The organism is Pseudarthrobacter sp. NPDC055928 (assembly GCF_042270935.1).
In the GTDB taxonomy this organism is placed as follows: Bacteria; Actinomycetota; Actinomycetes; order Actinomycetales; family Micrococcaceae; genus Arthrobacter.
The window spans coordinates 242,402-264,122 of the sequence record NZ_JBHJZH010000003.1; the positions used below are offsets into that span (position 1 = coordinate 242,402).

A 21,721-nucleotide genomic window follows, 5' to 3' on the forward strand; every position below is an offset into this window, starting at 1 on the left:
GGTCAGTAAGAATACCCGGACGTGCTGTACATGGCCCCGAACACGGCGACCAGCAACCAGAAGCCGCCGTATCCCAGCAGGCAGAGGTACCCCAGGACCAGCCCGGTGATGGACAGGCCCTTGCTGGAGGGTTCACGCTTGAGCGCCAGGTGGCCGGTGATGATCGCAGCGACCTGTGGCAGCAGGAACCACCCGAGGATGACCGAGGCGATTCCGCACACCATGCTGGCGATGCTCAGCCCCTTGGGCTCGGCCGGCGCGCCGTAGTAAGCGGGCTGCCCGTACGGATTGGACTGAGCGTAGGGGCTGGAAGGCTGGCCGTAGACACCGGGCGGCTGGCCATACGGGTCGGCCGGCTGCGCGTACGATCCACCGTATTGCCCGCCGGGCTGGCCATATTGGCCGGCGCTGTATTGGTTCTGGCCAAACTGCGGCGGCTCGGACTGTGGCTGGCCGTACTGGCCCGCACCATACTGGGTCTGGCCGAACTGGTTCTGGCCATAAACGGGTGGGGCGGGGATCTCCGTGCCCTGCGGCGGCACAAATTGCGGTGGCTCGTAGCCCGCCGGCGAATCTCCCGAACCGTGGGTGCCGGACCCCTGTGAATCCGGGCGCGGCGTTGGCTGTTCACTCATGATTTTCCCCCTCAAAAGTCTTTGGTCCCAGCCTACCGCCGACACTATGGCGGGACTACCGGTTGACGGGACTACCAGCCCCAAAAAGGCAGGACGTACACGGCAAAGATCACAAAGGCGCCCAGGAGGACGAGCCTGGCCGTGCTGCCGGCAGCGTGATCGTGTGCCCTGGCCTTGCGTCCGCCCGTCCGTGTGGTTCCCCTGCCGCCGTGGCCGGCGGCCACAGGCCGACGAAGCGCGGTCCTGCCTGACTGAACCCGGCCTGAGTGAACCCGGCCCGTCTCTTCCGGTCCCGTCCCGGCGCGCCCATCAGCTGACGCCGCAGTCGCTGCCCTGGTGACAGCCGCGGCACTCATCCCCAGCAGCGCACTTTCGGCCTGCTCCTGAGTCAGCATCTGCCCCAAGTGCGCGTAGAGGCCGACTACGGTCTGCTGGTCCAGGACGGTTGGGAGGGCCCTAACCGCCGCAACAACGCGATCCACCCCGGCCACTGCCACGTCAGAGCTTGTGATGCCGAAGAGGCGAGGCTGTGCAGCCATGCAGATCAGTGACCGGACCAGCCGCCTGTGCGGAGGCGCCAGCACGGAGGCTACGGCCGCGCACTGGGCCAGCGCGCCCTCCACGGATTGCGTCCGTGAATAGCGTCCCTGCCAAAGAACGCCCGACGAAACCCGGACCTCGCCGGTCCAGTTCTTGGCATCCACCACCACGATGCCGCCCGGGCCCACGAGCACATGGTCCAGGTTGGCCTTGGGCCGCCCGGGCCAGTGCACGTCATGGAGTACGTACCAGCCGTGCGGGATCAGCTGGCTCAGCCTGTCGGCGATGGTCCTTTCCCCCACCGCCCCCGCGTCCCAGGATTTGGTTTGCCGCTCCGCCTGGTCGAGCTGGCGCCTGAGCCGTGCCACCCGTTCCGCAGCCAGCCTGGACTGCTCGGCTGCGCCGTCGCCTGCCGCCATGACCATTCCCCCACTCTTCCGCCACCCGACGCTGCGGTGAGTCCCGCCGTCGTCCTTGTCCTTACGAGTTTTTTGAAAGTAACAGCGTCGCGGGTGGCCGGTATATAAGTACTTTTAGGCCTGTGTACTCAGGCTGACTACTTGCTTCGCGTCCGTCGCAGCAGATTTTCTTTCGTCATAGGGGCCGGATTTTGGACCCGGCGTTTGGACTCCAGCCCCCGTCTGGCATGCTGGTGCCATGGCTAGCCGCGCGGGCACAGTTGCCCAACCCCAGGACCTTGTTGACATCACTGCGCTCCTTGACGCGTATTACGACATCACACCGGACCTGGGGGACCCCGGCCAGCGCGTGGCGTTCGGCACCTCCGGGCACCGGGGTTCGAGCCTCAAGGCATCGTTCAACGAAAAGCACATCGTCGCCATTACGCAGGCCATCGTGGAGTACCGCGCGGGCCAGGGCATTACCGGCCCCCTCTTCCTGGCCAAGGACACCCACGCCCTGAGCGAGCCGGCGCAGAACTCGGCGCTTGAGGTGCTGGCCGCCAACGGCGTCCACGTCCTGATCGACGCCCGCCACGGCTACACGCCTACACCCGCCCTGAGCCACGCCATCCTGACCTACAACAAGGCTCGGCTACCCGGGGCGCCCGAGGCCGATGGCATCGTGGTCACGCCCAGCCACAATCCCCCGGCCGACGGCGGCTTCAAGTACAACCCTCCGCACGGCGGACCCGCCGACTCCGACGCCACGGGCTGGATCGCCAACCGGGCCAACGAACTGCTCGAAAATGACCTCCGGGGCGTGAAGCGCATCCCGCTGGCTGACGCCCTCGCCGCGGACAGCACAGGAAAATTCGACTTTCTCAGCAGCTACGTTGACGACCTCCCGTCGGTGCTGAACCTGGACGCCATCCGCGACGCCGGCGTCCGCATCGGCGCGGACCCCATGGGCGGTGCCGCAGTGGACTACTGGGGCGAAATCGGCGAGCGCCACCACCTGAACCTCACCGTAGTGAACCCCACCGTGGATCCGCAGTGGGCCTTTATGACCCTTGACTGGGACGAAAAAATCCGGATGGACTGCTCGTCACCGTCCGCGATGGCCTCGCTGATCAAGCGGATGTCCGACGGCGGTGCTGCCGCCGCCTTCGACGTCGCGACCGGCAATGACGCCGACGCCGACCGCCACGGCATCGTGACCCCCGATGGCGGGCTGATGAACCCGAACCATTACCTCGCCGTCGCCATCGATTACCTCTACCGCAACCGCAGCGGCTGGAACCCGAACTCGGTGGTGGGCAAGACGCTGGTCTCTTCCTCCATCATCGACCGCGTGGCCGAGAGCCTGGGCCGCAAGCTGGTGGAAGTTCCCGTGGGCTTCAAGTGGTTTGTGCCCGGCCTGCTGTCCGGAGAAGGCGCATTCGGCGGCGAGGAATCGGCCGGCGCTTCCTTTAACAAGAAGGACGGCAGTGTCTGGACCACCGATAAGGACGGCATCCTGCTGGCGCTGCTCGCCTCGGAGATCACCGCAGTCACTGGCAAGTCCCCGTCCCAGCTCTACAAAGGGCTAACGGACCAGTTCGGCGCCCCGGTCTACGCGCGCATCGATGCCGCGGCCACACGGGAGCAGAAGGCGGCACTGGGCAAGTTGTCGCCGTCGGACGTCACGGCAACCGAGCTGGCCGGCGAATCCATCATTGCCAAACTGACCGAGGCGCCTGGCAACGGTGCGTCCATCGGCGGGCTGAAAGTGGTCACCGAGAACGCCTGGTTCGCGGCCCGTCCGTCCGGGACCGAGGACGTTTACAAGATCTACGCCGAGTCCTTCAAGGGCGAGGAACACCTCAAGCAGGTCCAGGCAGAGGCCAAGGCCCTGGTGGACGGCGTCATCGCCTAGCGGACTGTCGAGGCTGCGTGAGCTACGTGGCTGCGGCAGCGGGAGCCGGCCGGCGATATGTCGCGGGCCGGGCCCTAGACTGCCACCACCCAGATCGCGTCAGAAGCCGAGGCCCCCAAGTCGATGTCCCGCTCGGGTTCGTGCACCCGGACGGTGGTCACGTCAGCATAGGGGCGGTGCTCCCTGACGGTGAGCCTGGTATCCGGTGCGAGGCCCAGCTCGGTGAAATAACGCAGCATCTGCGGATCCGCATCCGAAATGCGCGTGATGGCCACCGTGTCCCCCGCGGCGGTTGCTGTGAGCCGGGTCCCCTCCGGCAGGCTGGGCCGGCCGTCGGCGCCAGGGATGGGGTCGCCGTGCGGATCCCGGGTGGGATGGCCAAGCTTTCGGTCCATCCGCTCGATCAGCGTGTCTGAGACGGCGTGCTCGAGGACCTCTGCTTCATCGTGGACCTCATCCCAGCTGTACCCCGCACGTCCACCAGGAATGTCTCGAGGAGGCGGTGCCGGCGGACCATCGCGACGGCATGTGCCCGCCCAGCGTCAGTGAGCTCGATACTGCCGTAGGGCGCGTGCGTCACCAACCCCTGTCCGGCCAGCCTCTTGATCCCGTCCGACACGGTGGAGGGCCGCACACCGAGCCGTTCGGCCATCACGCTGACGGTGATCGGGGCCGGGGACCACTCCGTTGCTGACCAAATCAACTTCAGGTAGTCCTGGGCGGCGGAGGATAAATCAGAGACCGGCATGACGCCCATGGTATCAACCCGCAGCCGATTGTTAGGCTCACCGAACAAATTTGTTTTGGCAATGAAGCATCCACAACACCACCGAGGGCCTAGCAATCGTCACGCCGGGTTACGGCCTACCAGCCGTCACTCTCTGCCTCCTGCTTGGCATCGGCACGCGGCGGTAATGTTCGCCAGCGGCCTGCTGGTCCAGGCGTAACCCCACGTCACGGGCCTAGTCTGCGGCGATGTGCCCGTCCTGGGGAAACGTGGCGCCCCTATACTTGTCGTAGCAACGGCCGGGGGCTTCCATGGAAAAACGACGCATCTGTCTTGTCATTGAGGACAATGACGACATCCGCGGATTGATCGGGATGGTGCTGAAACGCGCCGGTTTTGAGATCCGTTCGGTGGCCACCGGCACTGAAGGCATCGCCGGGGCAGCAGATCCGGCCGTCTCCCTCATCACCCTGGACCTAGGGCTGCCGGACATGGACGGCCACGTCGTGGCACGGGCAGTTCGGGCGCTGAGCTCCGCGCCGATGCTGTTCATCACTGCCCGGGCGGAGAACGATGACCTGCTTGCAGGAATGGCCTCGGGCGCCGCCGCCTACCTGACCAAGCCCTTCCGGGCCCAGGAACTTCGGGATGTCGCCAACCAGCTCTGCCCTGACCCCGCAGGCGCCCTGTTAATCACGGGCGACCACGGGGAACTGGCGAAGCGACGCACCTAAAAGTACCTCTTGCGTCGCCGCCCGGACTGCTAGACGGTGCGGACGACGTCGTCGTAGCTGAACTTGGGCTTCGCGGCACCCCAGGCGCCCTCACCGGGCTGCCCGATATTGACCACCAGGAAGCTCTTCTGGTCGCCGGCAGGGAAGAAAGCGGCGTCGATGGCGCCGAAATCCGCTCCGGTCATGGGTCCGGCTGCGAAACCAAGCGAGCGGACGGCCAGGATGAAGTAGCCTGCCTGGAGGTGGGCGTTGTTGTTGCCGGTGGAAGCTGCAAGCTCCGGTGAGGCGTCGTACATGGCCTTGGGCGCGTTGTAGCCGGGGAGGAAGTTATCCCACTGGCCGGCCCAGTCGGTGTCATAGCTGAGGATCGCCACAAGCGGCGCGGAAGCGGTCTTGGCCTTGTTGCCGTTGGACAGCGCATCCACGAGCTTGGCGCGGGCTTCATCGGAGCGGACGTAGGTGACGCGCAGCGGCTGTGAGTTGAAGGCGGTGGGGCCGAACTTGGTGAGCTCATAAATGGCGCGGGCCTGGTCCTCGGTCACCTCGCCGGTGAAGGAGTTGGCGGTGCGGGCCTCGGCAAAGATGGCGTCGACGGCGGCCGAATCGATGGCCGCTTCTTCGTGGGCAATAGTCATTGGCTTACCTCTCGCTGCGCAGCCTCGCCGGACGGCGGCTGTCTGTTCCTCTTCCTATGGTTGCAACTTCAAGCGATTGGGTCCTCTTCCCGTGACCCCACGTGACGTTGCCCACAGCAGGGCATGCGGGCCCGGAACCAAGGGTTGTTCGGAGATCCTGACGTTGACGGCAAGGAACCGCGGACACGCTTAGGAACCGAAGGCAGCGCGGTATTCTTGCAGCGGAAGATCCCTGCCACCTTGCGGCAACCCCCCCTTTGAAAGGCCCACGCCATGAGCATGCTTGGAATGAAATGGAAGCTCCACGGCACCGGCAAGTCGATCCGGCCCGGCCACGTAGTTGGCCCCGATGAGCGGCTGGCGTGGCCCTTGACCATCGGGGTGGGGATGCAGCATGTGGTGGCCATGTTCGGTGCCACGTTCCTGGTCCCCATCATCACGGGCATGCCGCCGGCCACCACCCTGTTCTTCTCCGGCATCGGCACGCTGCTGTTCCTGGTCATCACCAAGGGCCGCGTGCCCAGCTACCTCGGCTCCAGCTTCGCCTTCATCGCCCCCATCATGGCGTCCCAGCAGCAGTTCGGCGTGCCCGGCGCGCTGGGCGGAGTGGTGCTTGCCGGCGTCGCACTGGCCCTGATCGGTGCGATTGTGCAGAAGTTTGGCGCGGGGTGGATCAACCGGCTGATGCCGCCGATCGTCACCGGTGCCATCGTGGCGCTGATCGGCCTGAACCTCGCCCCCGCCGCCAAAATGAACTTCGATGCCGCCCCCATCACCGCCGTCATCACACTGGCCACTATCATCCTGGTCAGTGTCCTTTTCCGCGGAATTATTGGACGGCTCAGCATCCTGGTGGGCGTTGTGGTGGGCTACCTGGTAGCCATGGTGCGCGGCGAAGTGAACTACGAAAAGATGGACGCCGCCGCCTGGGTTGGCCTGCCGCAGTTCCAGACGCCGGAATTCCACTTCGGCGTCCTGGGCCTCTTTGTTCCTGTGGTGCTGGTACTCGTGGCTGAGAACATCGGCCACGTGAAGTCCGTGGCAGCCATGACGGGCCAGAACCTCGACGGCGTCTCCGGCCGCGCGCTGATGGCCGACGGTGCGGCCACTGTCCTGGCCGGCCTTGGTGGCGGATCCGGCACCACCACCTACGCAGAGAACATCGGCGTTATGGCCGCCACGAAGGTCTATTCGACGGCGGCGTACTGGGTTGCCGGGGCCTTCGCCATCGTCCTCAGCTTCTCGCCAAAGTTCGGCGAACTGATCGCCACGGTGCCGCCCGGGGTACTGGGCGGTGCTGCCACCATGCTGTACGGGATGATCGGTATCCTGGGCGTCAAGATTTGGGTACAGAACAAGGTGAACTTCTCCAACCCCGTGAACCTGACTACGGCCGCCGTGGCCCTGATCATCGGCATTGCCGATTACACCTGGACCATCGGGGAGCTGAAGTTCACGGGTATTGCGCTGGGCTCGGCAGCAGCCCTGGTCATCTACCACGGCATGAAGGCGATCGCGAAGGCCAGGGGAACGGCAGCGGAACCGGAAACGGAGCAGTCAGGGCTGCCGCCGGCCGTCAAAGCAGCGGTCAATGCGGCGGCCAAGCGGGCACCGAAGAAGCGCTGACCCGGGCAAGGCTCCAGTCAGGCGGCGCTGCTCCCGCCGATGAACGGTCCCGGCGGGCTGCCGATGCCAAAGACCGGGCCGGGTTCGGGCCGTTTGGCGTGCAGCCCTTCGTCTTCAGCCGTGTGCGGCCTGAGCTGCCTGAGCACCCACGGAACCAGGTACTCGCGTGCCCAGATAAGGTCCTCCGCCCTGGCCTGGCGCCAGCTGCGCGGCGGCAGCTGCTTGGGCTGCAGCGGCATCAGGGTGTGCGGGACACCCAGGGCATTCAGCACAGCGGCCGCGATGGTGTGGTGCCCCAGCGGAGAAAAGTGCAGCCGGTCAGGATCCCACATCCCCGGATTTGAGAGCTCACGGAGGAACCACAGATCCACCATCACGGCATCGTGGCGGGCGGCTACGGCATGGAGATTTTCATTGAAGATCGCCACTTTCCCCCGGATCTGCCCGAAAACCGGCGTGGCTCCCCAGTCCGGTCCGGCGAAGAGGACCACTGTGGCGCCGGATCTGGCCAACTGGCCAACGCCGTCGTCGATTTTTTCCGCCAGCCGGTCAGGGTCACTCCGCCGGAAGACGATGTCGTTGCCGCCGGCGGACAGCGTCACCACGTCCGGTTTTAGAGCCAGGGCAGGTTCCACCTGCTGGTCGAGGATCTGCTGCACCAGCAGGCCCCTGACGGCGAGGTTGGCGTAGGCGAAATCCGGCTGGTTGGTGCTGAGTTCTTCGGCCACGCGGTCTGCCCAGCCACGCAGCCCTCCTTCACTGAGCGGTTCAGGGTCCCCCACTCCCTCGGTGAACGAGTCCCCGAGCGCGACGAACCGGTGCCAAGGATGCGGTGCAGGGTCCGCAGGGCCATCCCGGGATGGCCGTTCCTGCTTCCAGACGTTCATGCCGAACTCCCTGTCTTGTAAGGCCCCTTTTTGCGGGCCGGTGATTCCACTGCCATGAGTCCGGCGAAGCCTGCATCGTCCAGGCCCGGGGTTACCGGGTCCCGGCGCGAGGCCGCCACAATATTCAAGGCAGCGTCGCGAAGCCCCTGATTGTTGTGCTTCGCGACGGTTCGGAGGTACTGGAGCGCTACTTCACGGCTGAGCCCGTAGTCGGCCATCAGGGCGCTGATGGCGAGGTCCATCAGCACCATGGAGCTTTGGGCTACGGCAAGTTCGGCACTGGCCTCCGCGCGTTCGGCTACCCGCAGCACCACGCGAAGCGCCCTGGCTACTTCCCGTGCGTACGCGCGGGTCAGGACGATGTCCTCGCTGGTGAAGGCATGCGGCGTGGAGGCGTAAAGGTTGATCGCTGCGCTGGATCCTGCCGTTGATACGATCGGCATGCAGAGCAGGGACCTGACGCCGTGGTCAGCAGCGGCGGCGGCGTAGCCTGGCCATCTCCTGTCCCGCGCGGTGTCGGCCAGGTGGACAAATTCGCCTGAACGTATGGCCTCCAGACCTGGTCCGTCCTCGAACGAGCATTGCTCCTGGTCTGCGGCCCTGGCCACGTCGCTGCCTGCAGCGATGGTATGTGCGTCCCCGAGGCGGAAAAACGTGGCGGCCCAACTGATGCCGCGGCGGTGGCCATCGATGCGCCGCATGAACTCATGGGTGACCTCACCAAGGAAGCTCTCCACTTCCTTGCTGTCGAACACCACATCCTGGGAGGCTGGGAGTGACTCCCAACCTGCATCCCCCGGGGTCTCCGCAACCATGGTCCACGCCTCGCTACGATACGAGCCGGCCCACTTCAAAGCCTGTTACTAGGATACGTCCGCGAACGGCCCTACAGGCCGGTTCCAGACCGAAAGTAACTGGTGCGCGGCACGAAAAGGGTGCCGTCCGGCACGGAGCCGAACGGCACCCGGGCAGACGCCGGGCGGCACCGGCAGGTTAGCCGGCGTCGAAACTCTCGTCGTCGTCGTCCTTTGGCGCCTTGTCCGCGGGCAGATCGTTCCCGCTTCCGTCCGGAAGGCCGGCCGCCTCCTGCCCGGACTCAGACGAGAACGGCTCGGAGCCTTGCTCATCAGCGTTGGATTCGTTGATCTCGGCCTCCGCGGAGGGCACATCCGCATCGCGGGGTACCGGCGGCTCCCCGGGCTCGAATCCGGGATCGTTGGTGTCGGTTTCGGCGTGGTACTGCTCGTCCGTGCCGCCAAAGCGTCCGGCGCCGGGCTCGCCGGCACTGTCCTGGTCCTCTTCGGCCAGGTGACCGAGGTTGGGCGTGCCCGTGGGGAAGGTTTCTCCCGAGGTGCTGTCCTGGTTCAGACCCGCGGCGTCGAAGTCCTCTTCCTCGCGGGGCTGCGCGAACTGCTTGTTATCGGCACCGCCCATCTCCTGCTCCGCGGTGGGCGTGCCGTAGCCCCCGACTTCCTCTTCCGGCTGGTTGTCCTGACTCATGGTTCCTCCTGTTGTGGATGTGGATGAATCTGACGTGCAAACTTCTTCGCTATAGCCCCTTGCCGCCGGTCACTGGCAGCACGGCACCCGAAATGTAGGACCCCTGGTCGGAGGCGAGCAAAACATAGGCCGCTGCGAGTTCGGCGGGCTGCCCCGCGCGCTGCAGGGGGGTGTCCTGACCAAACTTGGGCAGTTTGTCCGGCCACTCGGTGGCCGGGATCAGCGGCGTCCAGATAGGGCCCGGGGCCACCGCGTTCACGCGGATTCCCTTTGGCCCCAGTTCCTGGGCAAGCGCCTTGGTAAAGGCCACCTGCGCCGCCTTGGTCATCGCATAGTCGATCAGCCCCGGCGAGGGATTGAAAGCCTGAATGGAGGCGGTGGTGATGATCGAAGCACCGGCTTTCAGGTGCGGAACCGCGGCGCGCGCGGTCCAGAGCAACGAGTACAGGTTGGTCTGGAATACCCGGTCGAACTCCTCAGTGGGAAGCGACTCGAAGCTCTCGCGGTTCTTCTGGTATGCCGCGTTGAGCACCACGACGTCCAGGCCGCCAAACTCAGCCACCGTATCCTCCACGATCCGGGTGCTGAATTCCTCCTGTCGCCCGTCGCCGGGCAGCAGCAGGGCGCGCTTGCCAGCTTTCCGGATCCAGTCGGCGGTGTCCTGGGCGTCGTCCTCCTCCTCCGGGAGGTAGGAAATCGCGACGTCGGCCCCCTCACGGGCGAAGGCAATGGCCGCCGCTTTGCCGATACCGGAGTCGCCTCCGGTGATGAGCGCAGCTTTGCCTTCCAGTGCGCCATGGCCTTCGTAGCTGTGCTCGCCGTGGTCCGGCCTCGGGTCCATGGGTGCTGTGAGGCCGGGTTGTTTTTGTTCCTGCTCCGGGAAAGGCCCGGAGTGGTAGCCGCCCCTGGGGTCGGTGGGCGGGTCGGTCTGTTTCTGCGTATCGCTCATAGTCCACCTACTCACGTCAATCGGTTTTCGAAGGGCTCCTGCTTGCGCCGGTTCTTCGAAACTATCCCGCTGGGCGAAGCAAAGTCCACCGTTCAGGCTGAATAATCAGTAAACTTATCAAATGTTGATCTTGGCGCAACTTCAGCCTAGTTTTGGAGCACGCGGCGCCGCGGGAGGATCCCTGCGGCGAGGCAGCAACCGGGCGGAGAGGGAGAAGGCATGTCTGACGTGGAGGACTACACCGGAAGCACAGGCCGCAACGAGACCCGGGAGGAGCAACTGGACCGCAACTGGGCCGAACTCCTGCAAGAGCTCCGCGTGCTGCAGACCGGTGTCCAGATTCTCGCAGGCTTTCTTTTGACCCTTCCTTTCCAGGAGCGATTCGAACACCTCGACGATTTCCAAGTCACCCTCTATCTTGTCAACGTGGTCATCGCCGCGCTCACCACTGCCTTTATCCTGCTTCCCGTCAGCGTGCATCGCCGGCTGTTCCGGCAGCGCCTCAAGGCGACGCTGGTCTCAAGCGCCGATTCCATCACCAAGATCGCGCTGGCTGGGGTTGCCATGCTCAGCGTTGGAACGGCAGCCCTGGTCTTTGATGTCACTGCGGGCCGCTCAGCGGGCCTGACTGCCGGCGGAATCCTGCTGGCCATCCTGCTGGTGCTGCTGATCTACGTCCCACTGCGGCTGAACCACCGCGCCAAGGAACGCTAGCCAGGCTCCTAACCGCGCTAAGCCAGTCCCGGCAAGACCAGACGATCAGCAAACCTCAGAAGGTGGAGCAACAATGCGCACATGGGCCAAAGAGCACGGGTTGCTGCTCGCCAACGCCGGCTTATTCGTGGTGTTCTTCGGCGGGATGATCCTGTCCGGCGCAGCTGCGTACAGCGAGGAACAGGCGGCGCATGGCCAGCAGGCGGTGACCATCCTTGAGTACCTGTCCACTGGAAACTTCGTGGAGGCCACCTTCGAAAACTGGGAATCGGAATTCCTGCAGATGGCCATGTACGTCATCCTGACGGTCTTCCTGTTCCAGAAGGGCTCCTCGGAGTCCAAACCGATGGGCAAGAAGGCGCCGCAGGACCAGGATCCGCGCGATGCGACCATCAAGGACGCCACTCCCTGGCCGGTGAAGCGTGGCGGCCTGGTGCTCAAGATCTATGAGCACTCACTGTCACTGCTCCTCCTGGCCCTCTTTGTCTTCTCCTTCACCATGCACGCGCTGGGCGGCACGTCGGCGTACAACGAGGAACAGCTCAGCCATGGAGAGTCCACCGTTACGGTCTTGGAGTACTTGGGAACCAGCCAGTTCTGGTTCGAGTCCTTCCAGAACTGGCAAAGCGAGTTCCTCGCCGTAGCCGTCCTGGTGGGAACGTCCGTGTACCTCCGCGAGAAGGGCTCCCCGGAGTCCAAGCCGGTGGCCGAGCCGCATTACGAGACCGGGGCGTAAGCCGCGCTTTCGGACCTTTGGAAACACCCATCCCGAACAGGACCTGGACAGGAGAGTTCCATGCGAAGAATGCTGAGGACCATCATCGTGGCGCTGGCAGTGCTGACCGCTGCACCGCTGGCCGCGGCGGCCTATGCCACGCCAATGGCAACCCAAGGGGTTGAGGCCAAAGCCCTGGAGGCGCAGGCAGCAGTACCTGCTTCCACCGCCAGCCCCTCCCCCACCGATCCGGCCTCAACCGGCCCGGCCAACCCGGGCACGGGTGAAACGGGCGACGCCGAAGCGACGCGGGTGGACTACGCACCGTGGGTGATCGGCGCCGTCGCCCTGGTCACCCTGGTGGTGGTCCTGATCTGGCGCCGCCGGAGGAACACCACCATCGTCTAGCGGCGTCCGGTCAGAGGCCTTTCGCTTTTCATCCAATAGGCGCCGGACCCAGCTCATCAAGCAGCTTCTGCATGGCCACATAGGCCTTGTTGCGGTAGGCGATCAGCTCTGGTGTGCGCTCCGCGGGGACGTTGAGGAAGCCGGCGCCGGTCTTGGTGCCAAGCTTTCCGGCCTCCACCAGGTCGCTCAGGATCCTCGGGGTGGCGAACCGTTCAGGGAACTCCTTCTGCAGGGATTTGTAGCAGAAGTTGTACACGTCCAGGCCGGCCATGTCGGCGATGGCGAACGGGCCGAAGAATGGCAGCCGGAAGCCGAAGGTGGTGCGGACCAGGGTGTCCACGTCGTCCGCCGTCGCAATGCCCTGCTCCACCAGCTGCGCCGCCTCGTGGAACAGCGCATACTGCAGGCGGTTGAGCACAAACCCGGTGGTGTCCTTGACCACGGCGGTCTGTTTGCCGGCTGCGTGGACCAGCTCACGGACCGCGCCCACGGTGGAGGCGGATGTTCCGGCGTGCGGGATGATCTCCACACCGGGAATGAAGGGCGACGGGTTCGAGAAATGCACACCCAGGAACCGCTCCGGGTTGCTGACCGGCCCGGACAGTTCGGCGATGGAAATGGTGGAGGTGTTGGAGCCGATGATGGCGTCCGGCCGGGCCGCTGCACTGATGCGGGCCAGCGTCTGGTGCTTGATGGCCAGGATTTCGGGGACCGCCTCTTCGATGAAGTCCGCGTCCGCCACCGCTTCCTCGATGTCCTTCGCGGCCCACAGGTTCTGCTTCAGGATCTCGGTGGAACCTTCTGGGAACAATCCATCGGCCACGAACTGGTCGGACTCAACCAGGAGCCGGTCGTAGTTTCCCTGGGCCACCTCGGCGGACACATCGGAGAGAGCCACACGGGCCCCGCCCAGAGCCAGGACCTGCGCGATCCCGCCGCCCATGTAGCCGGAGCCCACGATGGCGATCTTCCGGGCGCCGCCGGTGCTGGTTGGGTGGGATGAATTTTTGGTCATGATCAGACTGCTTTCGTGGATTCGGGTTCGTAGGAGCAGATGGCGTCCACCTTCGCGGCGGAGGCCGAGGTCTCGTCAAACCGGTAGCCGAGCCATTCGCCCACCAGTTTCTTGGCCAGTTCCAGGCCGATGACGCGCTGGCCCATGGTGAGGACCTGCGCGTTGTTGCTCAGCACCGAGCGCTCCACCGAGTACCCGTCATGGGCCGTGACCGCCCGGATTCCCGGGACCTTGTTGGCCGCGATGGCCACGCCCAGTCCGGTGCCGCAGATCAGCAGGGCGCGGTCCGCCTCACCCCTGGCCACCTTGCGGGCTGCGTCGACGGCGACGTGTGGGTACGCGGTATTGTCGCCGGCACCAACGCCCACGTCCAGAACGGACGCAACGCGGCTGTCAGCTTCGAGCAGCGCCTTCAGCGCGTCCTTGTACTCGACGCCGGCCTCGTCGTTCCCGATAACGATCCGCCATCCTGCCGCATCACCGGCGCTCATGCCTGAGCCCCGTTTCCGGCCACCAACGCGGCCGCCCTGGGAGAAGACAGGGGTGGTGGCGACTCGAAGTAATCAGATACCCGGGTGGCGATCAGGGCAAAGGACACCGCTCCGGGATCCGGATGGCCCAGGCTCTTTTCGGCCAGCGGCCGCGCCCTTCCCTTCAGCGGGCGCAGGGATGCGGTGGCGTCGGCCGCCTGCCGGGCGGCGGTCACCGCGGCGGTCAGCGCCCCGGTCACTGGCGTGCCGTCGTCGAACGCAGTCACGAAGGCGTCCCGGAAGGGAAGCAGTGCGTCCACCATGGTCTTGTCGCCCACATCAGCCTTGCCCAGCGTGGTGACGGCGTCTGCGAAGGCGGTCACTGCGGCCGCTGCGTCCCCGCCGCTGTAGGAGTCCTTGTTGCCGAGGGCCCGCCCGGCCGCCGTCAAGGCGGATCCCCAGAGCGCCCCCGAGGTGCCGCCGGCGCGCTCGCTCCACGCTTCGCCCGCCGCGGTGAGGACGCGGTGAACCGACAATCCCGCGCCAACAGCTTCCCCGGCCGCTGCCACCGCGGCGTCCACGCCCCGGCGCATGCCGACGCCATGGTCGCCGTCGCCGGCAATGGCATCCAGCCTGCCCAGTTCGCGTTCATGGACGACGACGGCGTCCCTCGCCTGGGCGAGCACGGCGGCTGCCAGCCGGCCAAGCCCGGCTGCTGCCGCCGTCGTATCTTCCTCCTCGGTGGCCAGGGCACCTTCCGGTGCGGCCAGTTCCCGCCGAGACCGCGGTGCCAGGCTGCCCTTACGGTACCCGGGGGTGTCGGCCGGGGCAGTCCAGAAGCGCTCCAGTTCGTCATCCAGCCACAGCAGTGTGAGGGACAGGCCGGACATGTCCAGGCTGGTGACCAGCTCGCCGCATTCCGGCTCCACGATGGTCAGGCCGGCGGCGGTGAGGAGCTTGTCGATCTTGCCGAACAGCAAGAACAGTTCCTCGTACTTCACCCTGCCGAGGCCGTTGAGGATGGCCACTACGCGGTTCCCGGCATCATCGGGCCTCTCCCGGAGCAGGCCTGAAACGAGCAGTTCGGCCAGTTCGGACGCCGTAGGCATGGGATGGTCGGAGATCCCGGGTTCACCGTGGATGCCCAGCCCGAGCGACATCCCGTCGGCCGGCACGTGAAACAGCGGTTCGGCAGCGCCAGGCAGGGTGCAGCCGTCGAAAGCCACGCCGAGGGACCGCGTGCGGTGGTTGGCCAGCACGGCGAGCCGTTCGACGGCGTCCAGGTCAAGTCCCGCTTCGGCTGCTGCGCCGGCGATCTTGAAGACGGTCAGGTCACCGGCGATCCCCCGGCGCTTGTCGATCTGGTCCAGCGGGGCGCTGGCAATGTCATCCGTGACCAGGACGGTGCGGGTCTCGATGCCTTCGGCGTTGAGCCGCTGCTGCGCCTCGCCGAAATGGATCACGTCCCCGGCGTAGTTGCCGTAGCTGAACAGCACGCCGCCGCCTGCGTTGGCCGCCTTGGCCACCCGGTACGCCTGCCCGGCGGATGGCGACGTGAAGATGTTGCCGCACACGGCGCCTGCGGCGAGGCCTGGCCCCACCAGGCCGGCGAAGGCCGGGTAGTGGCCGGAGCCGCCGCCCACCACCACGGCCACCTGGCCGGCGGGCACCTCGGTGGAGCGGACCACGCCGCCGTCCACCCTGGCCACGTAGCCGCGGTTGGCTGCCACGAGGCCGTCCAGTGCCTCCTGCGCAAAGTCGGCGGGGTTGTCAAAGATCTGGGTCATGGTTTCCTCATCGAATCCTTGGGTTGAAAACGCCGTGATGCCGCGCCTACACGCGGGCGGGCTGCGCCGGCTGCTGCCGCACCTGGGCCACCTGGCTGCTGCCCAGGGCGTATCCGCCGGTCTTGGGGAGGACGTGCCGGCGGAGGTAGTCCTGGTTGGTGGCCGAAACACTCAGTCCGTCCCCGCCGTAGTGTTCGGTGCACAGGATCCCCTGGAAGCCGGCGGACAGTGCCATCTTGAAGGCCTCCCGGTAGTTGATGAGGCCGCTTTCCATGGGGGCCGGCATGGCCACATACATGTCGCGGGCCACGTCTTCGTCGCGGAGGTAGTTCTTCATGTGCCAGAAGTTGGCGTACGGCAGGGTTTTGGCCACCAGTTCCCGCCAGTCCTCCACCGGCCGGTGCAGCCGGATCAGGTTGCCAAGGTCCGGGTTGAGGCCCACATTGGGGAGCCCAATGTCCTGGACAAGGCGCACGGAAGAATCTGCGGTGCCCAGGTACGTGTCCTCGTACATTTCGAGTGAGAGCAGGAGGCCCACCTCAGCGGCGTGCCGGCCGAGTTCCCGGAGGCGTGAAACGGCGTTGCCCCAAGTTTCCCGGTCTCCCTCCGGGTCCTTGTGGCCTTCAACCGTCCAGAACCAGAGCTGTTTCTGCTGCTCCGGCGTGATGGCCTGGTGGAGGCCAAAGGAGACAACCTCGCAGCCCAGCTCCGCGGCCGCGTCAATGGTCCGGTGGCTGTACGCCAGGTTGGCTTCCCAGTTCCGCCCGTCAATGACGCTGCGGCGGATGGCGGAGATGGCAGGGGTGCCGATGCCCACGTCCTGTGCCGTCTGCCTGAAGTCGGCCAGCCGGTCCGGGCTGAGGTCGCCGGGCCGGACCCAACTGTCGGTCAGGTCCGCGTTGGCGAACCCGGCGTCCTTGACCTCGGTCAGCACCTCTGCCCAGGCGGAGGGATCAGCATCGTTGATGTGGGTTCCCTGCGCGCTGGTGCCCGGGAAGGGCAGCAGGGCCGCTGTGATGGGCCAGTTTTCGGCGGTGAAGGCCATCCCTAGACCGCTTCCTGCGTCTGGAGCCTGTCCAGATCCTCGGCAAGGACGGTCAGCTCGACGCCCGCAGGCCGTTCCACGGTGCTCCGGATGGCTACGGCCGCGCCGCTGTGGGCTGATTCGAGGACGGATTCCATGACCTCAAGGGCGTGGTAGGCCATGGCGCCGCCCGCGCGGGGTTCGGCACCCGCCGGGGTGGACGCCAGGTCCGCAATGCCGAAGCCGCGCCCGGAGTCAACGTACCCGGCGGACACCGGAAGGGTTTCCCAGTCCTCGGCCCCGAGGGAAAACAGCTGGACGTCGCCGTCGAAGTAGTTGGGATCGGGGACCACCAGGGATCCGCGCTCCCCGTGGATTTCGATGTTCGGCGACTTGGATTTCACGGCGTCGAAGCTCATGAAAAGGGTGGAGAGCGCGCCTGAGGCGTGCACCAGGACGCCCGTGACGTGGGAATCGATGGCAACGGGGACCTTCTCGCCCAGGCGCGGGCCGGAACCGATGGTGCGTTCGTTGCGGGTATGGCTGGCGGCGCCGATGACCGAGACGACGGGACCCAGCAGGGTGACCAGGGCGGTCACGTAGTACGGGCCCATGTCCAGGAGCGGGCCGCCGCCGGGCTGGTAGTAGAAGTCCGGGTTCGGGTGCCACCGCTCGTGGCCCGGGGTCACCATCGTGGCGGAGGCCGAGATAGGTGCGCCGATCAGACCGTCATCGATCGCCTTGCGCGCGGTCTGGATGCCGGTCCCCAGTACCGTGTCAGGAGCGCAGCCGACGGCGACGCCCGCCTCGCGCGCCGCATCCAGCACTTGGCGTGCCTCGGCCGTGGTGGCGGCGAGGGGCTTCTCCCCGTACACGCTCTTTCCGGCGGCGATGGCCTTCAGCGCCACCTCGGCGTGGGCAGCGGGGATGGTCAGGTTCAGGACCAGTTCGACGTCGTCCGCGGCAAGGAGTTCCTCGACGGAAATGGCGCGGACACCTTCGTAGGCATCCGCCACGGCCTGGGCACGTGCGGGGTCCAGGTCCGCTACGGCCACGAGGTCGATCTGTCCGAGTTTGCGGAAGTTCGCCAGGTACTGCGCGATGATGGCTCCGCAGCCAATGATTCCGACTTTCAACGGCTTGCCCACAGCAGGCCCCTTTCGATGATGGTGCGGACGTTGGCGTCCTGGAGGATTTCGACCCGGTGGCCGGGGGTGGCGACGAAGATGCGGCCTTTGCCCCATTGGCGGGTCCAGATGGCCGGTGAGGTGACTTCGCGGTTCCACGGGTCCCACTCGCGGACCTTCTGGGTGGTGGTGGCCAGGACGTCGATGTAGTCGTCGGAGAGCACCCAGTACTGCTCGGTGACAAGGTCGAAGTCGGAGATGCCCTGGGTGATGGGGTGCTCCGCGGCCGCCGGAAGCATGTTGACTGTGTAGGGAACGTAGTTGTCCGACTGCTCGCCGACACACTCGTCCGGGTGCTTGCCGGGGTGGCAGGCGAACTGGCCGCCGATAAGGTGCAGGTAGTCCGAGTTGTTGCGGTACGAATCGGCGATGCCGCCGTGCCAGCCGGCCAGGCCGGTGCCGTTTTCGACGGCGGCCCGCAGCCCGGCGAACTCGTCTTTTTCGATGGTGGTCATGGTCATGCACTGCATGATCAGGTCCACTCCGGCCATGTACTCGGCGTCGGCATAGACCTTGGGGGATTCCTCGACGCGGACGTCGTAGCCGTTGTCCTTGAGGTAGGGGATGAAGAGTTCCGTGGCCTCGTACGGCTGGTGGCCGTCCCAGCCGCCGCGGACCACCAGGGCGTTCTTGCGTTCTGTCATGTCGGGGTTTCCTTTTGTTTGGCTGCCGGCCGGGGCCGGAAAGTATGGGTCAGCGGCTGGAGAAGGCGGCGTCGAAAGCGGCTGCCGGCGGGGCGATGCGGGCGAGGTCCTTGACCAGGGCCAGCGCCTGCGGTGCGCCGACGAGCCGGTCCATGCCGGCGTCCTCCCATTCGATGCTGGTGGGCCCGGTGTAGCCGATGGCGTTCAGGGTGCGGAAAATCCGGTTCCACTGGACGTCCCCGTGCCCGGCGGTGACGAAGTCCCAGCCGCGCCGGGGGTCCGCCCAGGCCAGATGGGAGCCCAGGCGGCCGTTGCGGCCATCGAGCTGGCGGACTGATTCCTTGACGTGCACGTGGAGGATGTGGTCCGCGAAGTCCTGGAGGAACATCACCGGATCCAGGTCCTGCCAGATGAAGTGGGACGGGTCGAAGTTCAGGCCGAAGCTCTTGCGGTGCCCGATCGCCTCCAGGGTGCGCTTGGCGGTCCAGTAGTCGTAGGCGATTTCGGACGGGTGGACCTCAAGGGCGAAACGGACGCCCACCTCGTCGAAGACCTCCAGGATAGGGTTCCAGCGGTCCGCGAAGTCCTGGTAGCCGGCGTCGATCATTGCCTCGGAGGCGGGCGGGAACATCGCCACCGCCTTCCAGATGGACGAGCCGGTGAAGCCTGTCACTGTCTTGACTCCCAGGCGCGCGGCGGCCCGTGCTGTGTCCTTCATGGACTCCGCGGCCCGGCGGCGCACACCCTCTGGGTCGCCGTCGCCCCAGATCTCCGAGGACAGGATGCCCTGGTGGCGTTCGTCGATGGGGTCATCACACACGGCCTGGCCGGTGAGGTGGTTGGCGATGGCGAAGACCTTCAGGTGGTTCTTCTCCAGGATGTCCAGCCGGCCCTGGAGGTAGTTGTCGTCCTCCGCCGCCCGGCGGGGGTCCAAATGGTCGCCCCAGCAGGCGATCTCGAGCCCGTCGAAGCCCCACTCGCCGGCGAGCCGGGCCACCTCCTCGAACGGCAGGTCGGCCCACTGGCCGGTAAAAAGCGTGATTGGTCGTGTCATGGCGTTCCTTCTCCTGTGTTCACGTTCCTAGACCTTCTGCCATTGGCTGGAGTTGGCGGCGCTGGCCTCCACGGCCGCCAGGACCCGCTGGACCTGCAGGGCGTCGGCGAAGGACGGTTCCGGCTGGCGGCCCTCACCGATTGCGGTGACCAGGTCCACCACCTGGTGGGTGAAGCCGTGCTCGTAGCCCAGGCCGTGGCCGGTGGGCCACCAGTTGCCGACGTACGGGTGCTCCGGTTCGGTGACGAAGATTTTCCGGAAGCCGGCGTCCGGGGACTCTGCCGCGTCATAGAAGGACAGGACGTTCATGTCCTCGAAATCGAAGGCGAGGGAGCCTTTGGTGCCGTTCAGTTCCAAACGCATGGCGTTCTTCCGGCCCAGCGCGTACCGCGTAGCTTCAAAGACGCCGATCGCACCCGCGGAAGCGCCGCCGTCGAACTTTGCACTGAAGATGGCGGCGTCATCCACGGTGACCTTCCCGCGGGGCGCATCGCCGCTGAGGTCGCCGTGGCCGCCCAGGCCCACGAGGTCGCCGGCCAGCGGGCGTTCCGGGACAAACGTTTCGAGCAGCGCCGAAACGCCTGTGATGCTCTGCCCGGCCACCCACTGGGCGGCGTCGATGCTGTGCGCACCGATGTCGCCGAGGGACCCGGACCCTGACTTGCTCTTGTCCAGCCGCCAGGTCATGGGGGCGTTGGCATCAGAGAGCCAGTCCTGCAGATACTGCGCCCGGATGTGGCGGATCTCGCCCAGCCGGCCCTGCTCCACGAACCGTTTAGCCAGCGCCAGCGCCGGGGTGCGGCGGTAGCTGAAGCCGCACATGGACATGACTCCCTGCTTGGCGGCGGTCTCTGCAGCGAGGGTCATCCGCTCGGCTTCCTCCACGGAGTTCGCCAGCGGCTTCTCGCACAGCACGTGCTTTCCGGCTTCGAGGGCTGCGATGGCGATCTCGGCGTGGGTGTCGCCGGGTGTGCAGATGTCGATCAGGTCGATGTCGTCGCGCTCGATCAGGCGGCGCCAGTCCGTCTCCACCGAGTCCCAGCCCAGCTTGTCCGCGGCTGCCCTGGCGGCATCGGCGTTCCGGCCGGCGACAGCGGTGAGCCGGGGCTGCAGCGGCAGGTCGAAAAACCGTGGTGCGGTGCGCCAGGCGTGGGAGTGTGCTGCGCCCATGAAGGCGTAACCCACCATGCCGACGCGAAGGGGCCGTGCGGAGGTCATGTGTTTGTCCTTTCGTGAAGTTCCTGGTTGTTACTTGCTGAATCCGGCGGTCAGGCCGCTGAGCAACTGACGGCGGCCCACCACGTAGAGCACGAGGATTGGGAGGGTGCTGAGCACCACCGAGGCAAGCACGGCCGGAATGTTGACGCTGTATTCCCCTTGGAAGGTCCACAGACCTAGGGGAAGGACGCGCAAGCCGGGGCTCTGGGTAAGGATCAGCGGCAGCAGGAATCCGTTCCATACGTGCAGGCCGTTGTAGATGGCGACAGTCACGATCGCAGGGCGGGTCAGCGGCAAGGCCAGGCGCCACATGGTCTGCCATTCACTGCAGCCGTCCAGCCGCATGGACTCGAACAGTTCGTTCGGCACATCACGGATGAAGTTGGACAGGATCAGGACCGTCAACGGGATAGCGAAGGCGATGGAGGGGAGCATAAGCGCCAGCAGGCTGTCGTACAGGTTGAGCCGGATGATCATCAGGTAGATCGGGATGATCGTTGCCTGCAGGGGTATGGCCAGTCCCATCAGGAACATGCCGTTGACCATCTTCAGGAACCTGCCCTTGCCCCGGACAATGGCAAATGCGGCCATGAAGGAGACAAGCACCGTGGGGATGACGGCACCGAGTGTGACGATGGTGCTGTTCATGAAGTACTTGGCGAAGTCTTTCTCAAGGACCAGTTGGTAGTTCTCCAGGGTTGGCTCCGTGGGTAGGGCCAACGGATTCTGGCCGAAGTAGCCTGCCTGCGTCTTCAGGCTGGTGATCACTACGTAGTAAACCGGAATGATGATGATGGCCAGCCAGAACCAGCCGCCCAGGCCAGCAGGGACGTTGAGCCGCCTCATCCGGTAACCGAACCCCCGCTTGACGGCGGACGGGTTGGCCCGCGAACCGGCGGGAGTTTCCTCCGCGCTGCTTTTCAGTACAGTGCTCAC

22 protein-coding genes and 1 pseudogene are annotated in these 21,721 nt (G+C 65.9%); 6 read left to right on the plus strand and 17 right to left on the minus strand.

Annotated elements, in window-relative coordinates; translation table 11 throughout:
* Positions 1-2: 2 nt before the first annotated feature.
* On the minus strand, positions 3-635 hold the full coding sequence (locus ACFC25_RS06370) for a DUF4190 domain-containing protein (RefSeq protein ID WP_337345399.1): 633 nt from the start codon (positions 633-635) through the stop codon (positions 3-5).
* 71 nt (positions 636-706) lie between these two features.
* Positions 707-1,594 (minus strand): nuclease-related domain-containing protein, encoded by an 888-nt coding sequence (locus ACFC25_RS06375; protein WP_376044552.1) that lies wholly within the window; start codon positions 1,592-1,594, stop codon positions 707-709.
* Positions 1,595-1,832: 238 nt separating this feature from the next.
* Between ACFC25_RS06375 and pgm the strand changes: the two genes are divergently transcribed.
* Positions 1,833-3,491 (plus strand): phosphoglucomutase (alpha-D-glucose-1,6-bisphosphate-dependent), encoded by a 1,659-nt coding sequence (gene pgm, locus ACFC25_RS06380; protein WP_337345397.1) that lies wholly within the window; start codon positions 1,833-1,835, stop codon positions 3,489-3,491.
* 74 nt (positions 3,492-3,565) lie between these two features.
* Here the strand turns inward: pgm and ACFC25_RS06385 are convergent.
* Positions 3,566-4,239: pseudogene (locus tag ACFC25_RS06385) on the minus strand (metal-dependent transcriptional regulator).
* Positions 4,240-4,529: 290 nt separating this feature from the next.
* Here ACFC25_RS06385 and ACFC25_RS06390 point away from each other — a divergent pair.
* A complete protein-coding gene (locus ACFC25_RS06390) occupies positions 4,530-4,952 on the plus strand; it encodes a response regulator transcription factor (protein WP_376044503.1) in 423 nt (140 codons plus the stop codon).
* Positions 4,953-4,981: 29 nt separating this feature from the next.
* Here ACFC25_RS06390 and ACFC25_RS06395 read toward each other — a convergent pair whose 3' ends face one another.
* Positions 4,982-5,587 (minus strand): malonic semialdehyde reductase, encoded by a 606-nt coding sequence (locus ACFC25_RS06395; RefSeq protein WP_337345394.1) that lies wholly within the window; start codon positions 5,585-5,587, stop codon positions 4,982-4,984.
* 273 nt (positions 5,588-5,860) lie between these two features.
* Between ACFC25_RS06395 and ACFC25_RS06400 the strand changes: the two genes are divergently transcribed.
* On the plus strand, positions 5,861-7,213 hold the full coding sequence (locus ACFC25_RS06400) for a uracil-xanthine permease family protein (protein WP_376044504.1): 1,353 nt from the start codon (positions 5,861-5,863) through the stop codon (positions 7,211-7,213).
* Positions 7,214-7,230: 17 nt separating this feature from the next.
* Here the strand turns inward: ACFC25_RS06400 and ACFC25_RS06405 are convergent, their stop codons facing one another.
* The 4 genes from ACFC25_RS06405 to ACFC25_RS06420 all read right to left on the minus strand — a co-directional run bounded on the left by ACFC25_RS06405 (position 7,231) and on the right by ACFC25_RS06420 (position 10,549).
* A complete protein-coding gene (locus ACFC25_RS06405; RefSeq protein WP_376044505.1) occupies positions 7,231-8,100 on the minus strand; it encodes an SGNH/GDSL hydrolase family protein in 870 nt (289 codons plus the stop codon).
* Positions 8,097-8,915: a GAF and ANTAR domain-containing protein gene (locus ACFC25_RS06410; protein WP_376044506.1), complete on the minus strand. Its 819-nt coding sequence runs from the start codon at positions 8,913-8,915 to the stop codon at positions 8,097-8,099. Before ACFC25_RS06410 ends, ACFC25_RS06405 begins: the two co-directional genes overlap by 4 nt.
* A gap of 178 nt (positions 8,916-9,093) precedes the next feature.
* Positions 9,094-9,600, minus strand: coding sequence for a hypothetical protein (locus tag ACFC25_RS06415; protein WP_337345390.1), 507 nt, complete (start codon positions 9,598-9,600; stop codon positions 9,094-9,096).
* A gap of 49 nt (positions 9,601-9,649) precedes the next feature.
* Positions 9,650-10,549, minus strand: coding sequence for an SDR family oxidoreductase (locus ACFC25_RS06420; protein WP_337350629.1), 900 nt, complete (start codon positions 10,547-10,549; stop codon positions 9,650-9,652).
* 219 nt (positions 10,550-10,768) lie between these two features.
* Here ACFC25_RS06420 and ACFC25_RS06425 point away from each other — a divergent pair, with 219 nt between their 5' ends.
* The 3 genes from ACFC25_RS06425 to ACFC25_RS06435 all read left to right on the plus strand — a co-directional run bounded on the left by ACFC25_RS06425 (position 10,769) and on the right by ACFC25_RS06435 (position 12,386).
* Complete coding sequence (locus ACFC25_RS06425; RefSeq protein ID WP_376044507.1) at positions 10,769-11,263, plus strand: DUF6328 family protein; 495 nt, start codon at positions 10,769-10,771, stop codon at positions 11,261-11,263.
* Positions 11,264-11,336: 73 nt separating this feature from the next.
* The gene (locus ACFC25_RS06430; protein WP_376044508.1) at positions 11,337-11,999 is read left to right on the plus strand and encodes a DUF6766 family protein; all 663 of its coding nucleotides are present in this window, start codon (positions 11,337-11,339) and stop codon (positions 11,997-11,999) included.
* 60 nt (positions 12,000-12,059) lie between these two features.
* Positions 12,060-12,386, plus strand: coding sequence for a LuxR family transcriptional regulator (locus ACFC25_RS06435; protein ID WP_337345386.1), 327 nt, complete (start codon positions 12,060-12,062; stop codon positions 12,384-12,386).
* Positions 12,387-12,414: 28 nt separating this feature from the next.
* Here the strand turns inward: ACFC25_RS06435 and ACFC25_RS06440 are convergent, their stop codons facing one another.
* The 9 genes from ACFC25_RS06440 to ACFC25_RS06480 are packed head-to-tail and all read right to left on the minus strand — an operon-like array spanning position 12,415 to position 21,721.
* Positions 12,415-13,401: a 3-hydroxyacyl-CoA dehydrogenase family protein gene (locus ACFC25_RS06440; protein ID WP_337350626.1), complete on the minus strand. Its 987-nt coding sequence runs from the start codon at positions 13,399-13,401 to the stop codon at positions 12,415-12,417.
* 2 nt (positions 13,402-13,403) lie between these two features.
* Positions 13,404-13,892 (minus strand): ribose-5-phosphate isomerase, encoded by a 489-nt coding sequence (locus ACFC25_RS06445; protein ID WP_337350625.1) that lies wholly within the window; start codon positions 13,890-13,892, stop codon positions 13,404-13,406.
* A complete protein-coding gene (locus ACFC25_RS06450) occupies positions 13,889-15,658 on the minus strand; it encodes a dihydroxyacetone kinase family protein (RefSeq protein ID WP_376044509.1) in 1,770 nt (589 codons plus the stop codon). The genes ACFC25_RS06445 and ACFC25_RS06450 overlap by 4 nt, the downstream gene beginning before the upstream one ends.
* 46 nt (positions 15,659-15,704) lie before the next feature.
* Complete coding sequence (locus ACFC25_RS06455; RefSeq protein WP_376044510.1) at positions 15,705-16,703, minus strand: sugar phosphate isomerase/epimerase family protein; 999 nt, start codon at positions 16,701-16,703, stop codon at positions 15,705-15,707.
* A 2-nt stretch (positions 16,704-16,705) separates the two neighbouring features.
* Positions 16,706-17,830: a Gfo/Idh/MocA family protein gene (locus tag ACFC25_RS06460; protein WP_376044511.1), complete on the minus strand. Its 1,125-nt coding sequence runs from the start codon at positions 17,828-17,830 to the stop codon at positions 16,706-16,708.
* Positions 17,815-18,513 (minus strand): ThuA domain-containing protein, encoded by a 699-nt coding sequence (locus ACFC25_RS06465; RefSeq protein WP_376044512.1) that lies wholly within the window; start codon positions 18,511-18,513, stop codon positions 17,815-17,817. Before ACFC25_RS06465 ends, ACFC25_RS06460 begins: the two co-directional genes overlap by 16 nt.
* 49 nt (positions 18,514-18,562) lie before the next feature.
* The gene (locus ACFC25_RS06470; protein ID WP_337350620.1) at positions 18,563-19,567 is read right to left on the minus strand and encodes a sugar phosphate isomerase/epimerase; all 1,005 of its coding nucleotides are present in this window, start codon (positions 19,565-19,567) and stop codon (positions 18,563-18,565) included.
* Positions 19,568-19,594: 27 nt separating this feature from the next.
* Complete coding sequence (locus tag ACFC25_RS06475) at positions 19,595-20,785, minus strand: Gfo/Idh/MocA family protein (RefSeq protein WP_376044513.1); 1,191 nt, start codon at positions 20,783-20,785, stop codon at positions 19,595-19,597.
* 30 nt (positions 20,786-20,815) lie between these two features.
* On the minus strand, positions 20,816-21,721 hold the full coding sequence (locus ACFC25_RS06480) for a carbohydrate ABC transporter permease (RefSeq protein ID WP_376044514.1): 906 nt from the start codon (positions 21,719-21,721) through the stop codon (positions 20,816-20,818).

Coding starts and splice junctions, on each gene's coding strand:
- ACFC25_RS06445 (WP_337350625.1), bottom strand. CDS start 13,892: ATGAGCGCCGGTGATGCGGCAGGATGGCGGATCGTTATCGGGAACGAC.
- ACFC25_RS06395 (WP_337345394.1), bottom strand. CDS start 5,587: ATGACTATTGCCCACGAAGAAGCGGCCATCGATTCGGCCGCCGTCGAC.
- ACFC25_RS06455 (WP_376044510.1), bottom strand. CDS start 16,703: ATGGCCTTCACCGCCGAAAACTGGCCCATCACAGCGGCCCTGCTGCCC.
- ACFC25_RS06435 (WP_337345386.1), top strand. CDS start 12,060: ATGCGAAGAATGCTGAGGACCATCATCGTGGCGCTGGCAGTGCTGACC.
- ACFC25_RS06375 (WP_376044552.1), bottom strand. CDS start 1,594: ATGGCGGCAGGCGACGGCGCAGCCGAGCAGTCCAGGCTGGCTGCGGAA.
- ACFC25_RS06390 (WP_376044503.1), top strand. CDS start 4,530: ATGGAAAAACGACGCATCTGTCTTGTCATTGAGGACAATGACGACATC.
- ACFC25_RS06450 (WP_376044509.1), bottom strand. CDS start 15,658: ATGACCCAGATCTTTGACAACCCCGCCGACTTTGCGCAGGAGGCACTG.
- ACFC25_RS06425 (WP_376044507.1), top strand. CDS start 10,769: ATGTCTGACGTGGAGGACTACACCGGAAGCACAGGCCGCAACGAGACC.
- ACFC25_RS06470 (WP_337350620.1), bottom strand. CDS start 19,567: ATGACACGACCAATCACGCTTTTTACCGGCCAGTGGGCCGACCTGCCG.
- ACFC25_RS06415 (WP_337345390.1), bottom strand. CDS start 9,600: ATGAGTCAGGACAACCAGCCGGAAGAGGAAGTCGGGGGCTACGGCACG.
- ACFC25_RS06405 (WP_376044505.1), bottom strand. CDS start 8,100: ATGAACGTCTGGAAGCAGGAACGGCCATCCCGGGATGGCCCTGCGGAC.
- pgm (WP_337345397.1), top strand. CDS start 1,833: ATGGCTAGCCGCGCGGGCACAGTTGCCCAACCCCAGGACCTTGTTGAC.
- ACFC25_RS06465 (WP_376044512.1), bottom strand. CDS start 18,513: ATGACAGAACGCAAGAACGCCCTGGTGGTCCGCGGCGGCTGGGACGGC.
- ACFC25_RS06440 (WP_337350626.1), bottom strand. CDS start 13,401: ATGACCAAAAATTCATCCCACCCAACCAGCACCGGCGGCGCCCGGAAG.
- ACFC25_RS06400 (WP_376044504.1), top strand. CDS start 5,861: ATGAGCATGCTTGGAATGAAATGGAAGCTCCACGGCACCGGCAAGTCG.
- ACFC25_RS06370 (WP_337345399.1), bottom strand. CDS start 635: ATGAGTGAACAGCCAACGCCGCGCCCGGATTCACAGGGGTCCGGCACC.
- ACFC25_RS06430 (WP_376044508.1), top strand. CDS start 11,337: ATGCGCACATGGGCCAAAGAGCACGGGTTGCTGCTCGCCAACGCCGGC.
- ACFC25_RS06420 (WP_337350629.1), bottom strand. CDS start 10,549: ATGAGCGATACGCAGAAACAGACCGACCCGCCCACCGACCCCAGGGGC.
- ACFC25_RS06475 (WP_376044513.1), bottom strand. CDS start 20,785: ATGACCTCCGCACGGCCCCTTCGCGTCGGCATGGTGGGTTACGCCTTC.
- ACFC25_RS06410 (WP_376044506.1), bottom strand. CDS start 8,915: ATGGTTGCGGAGACCCCGGGGGATGCAGGTTGGGAGTCACTCCCAGCC.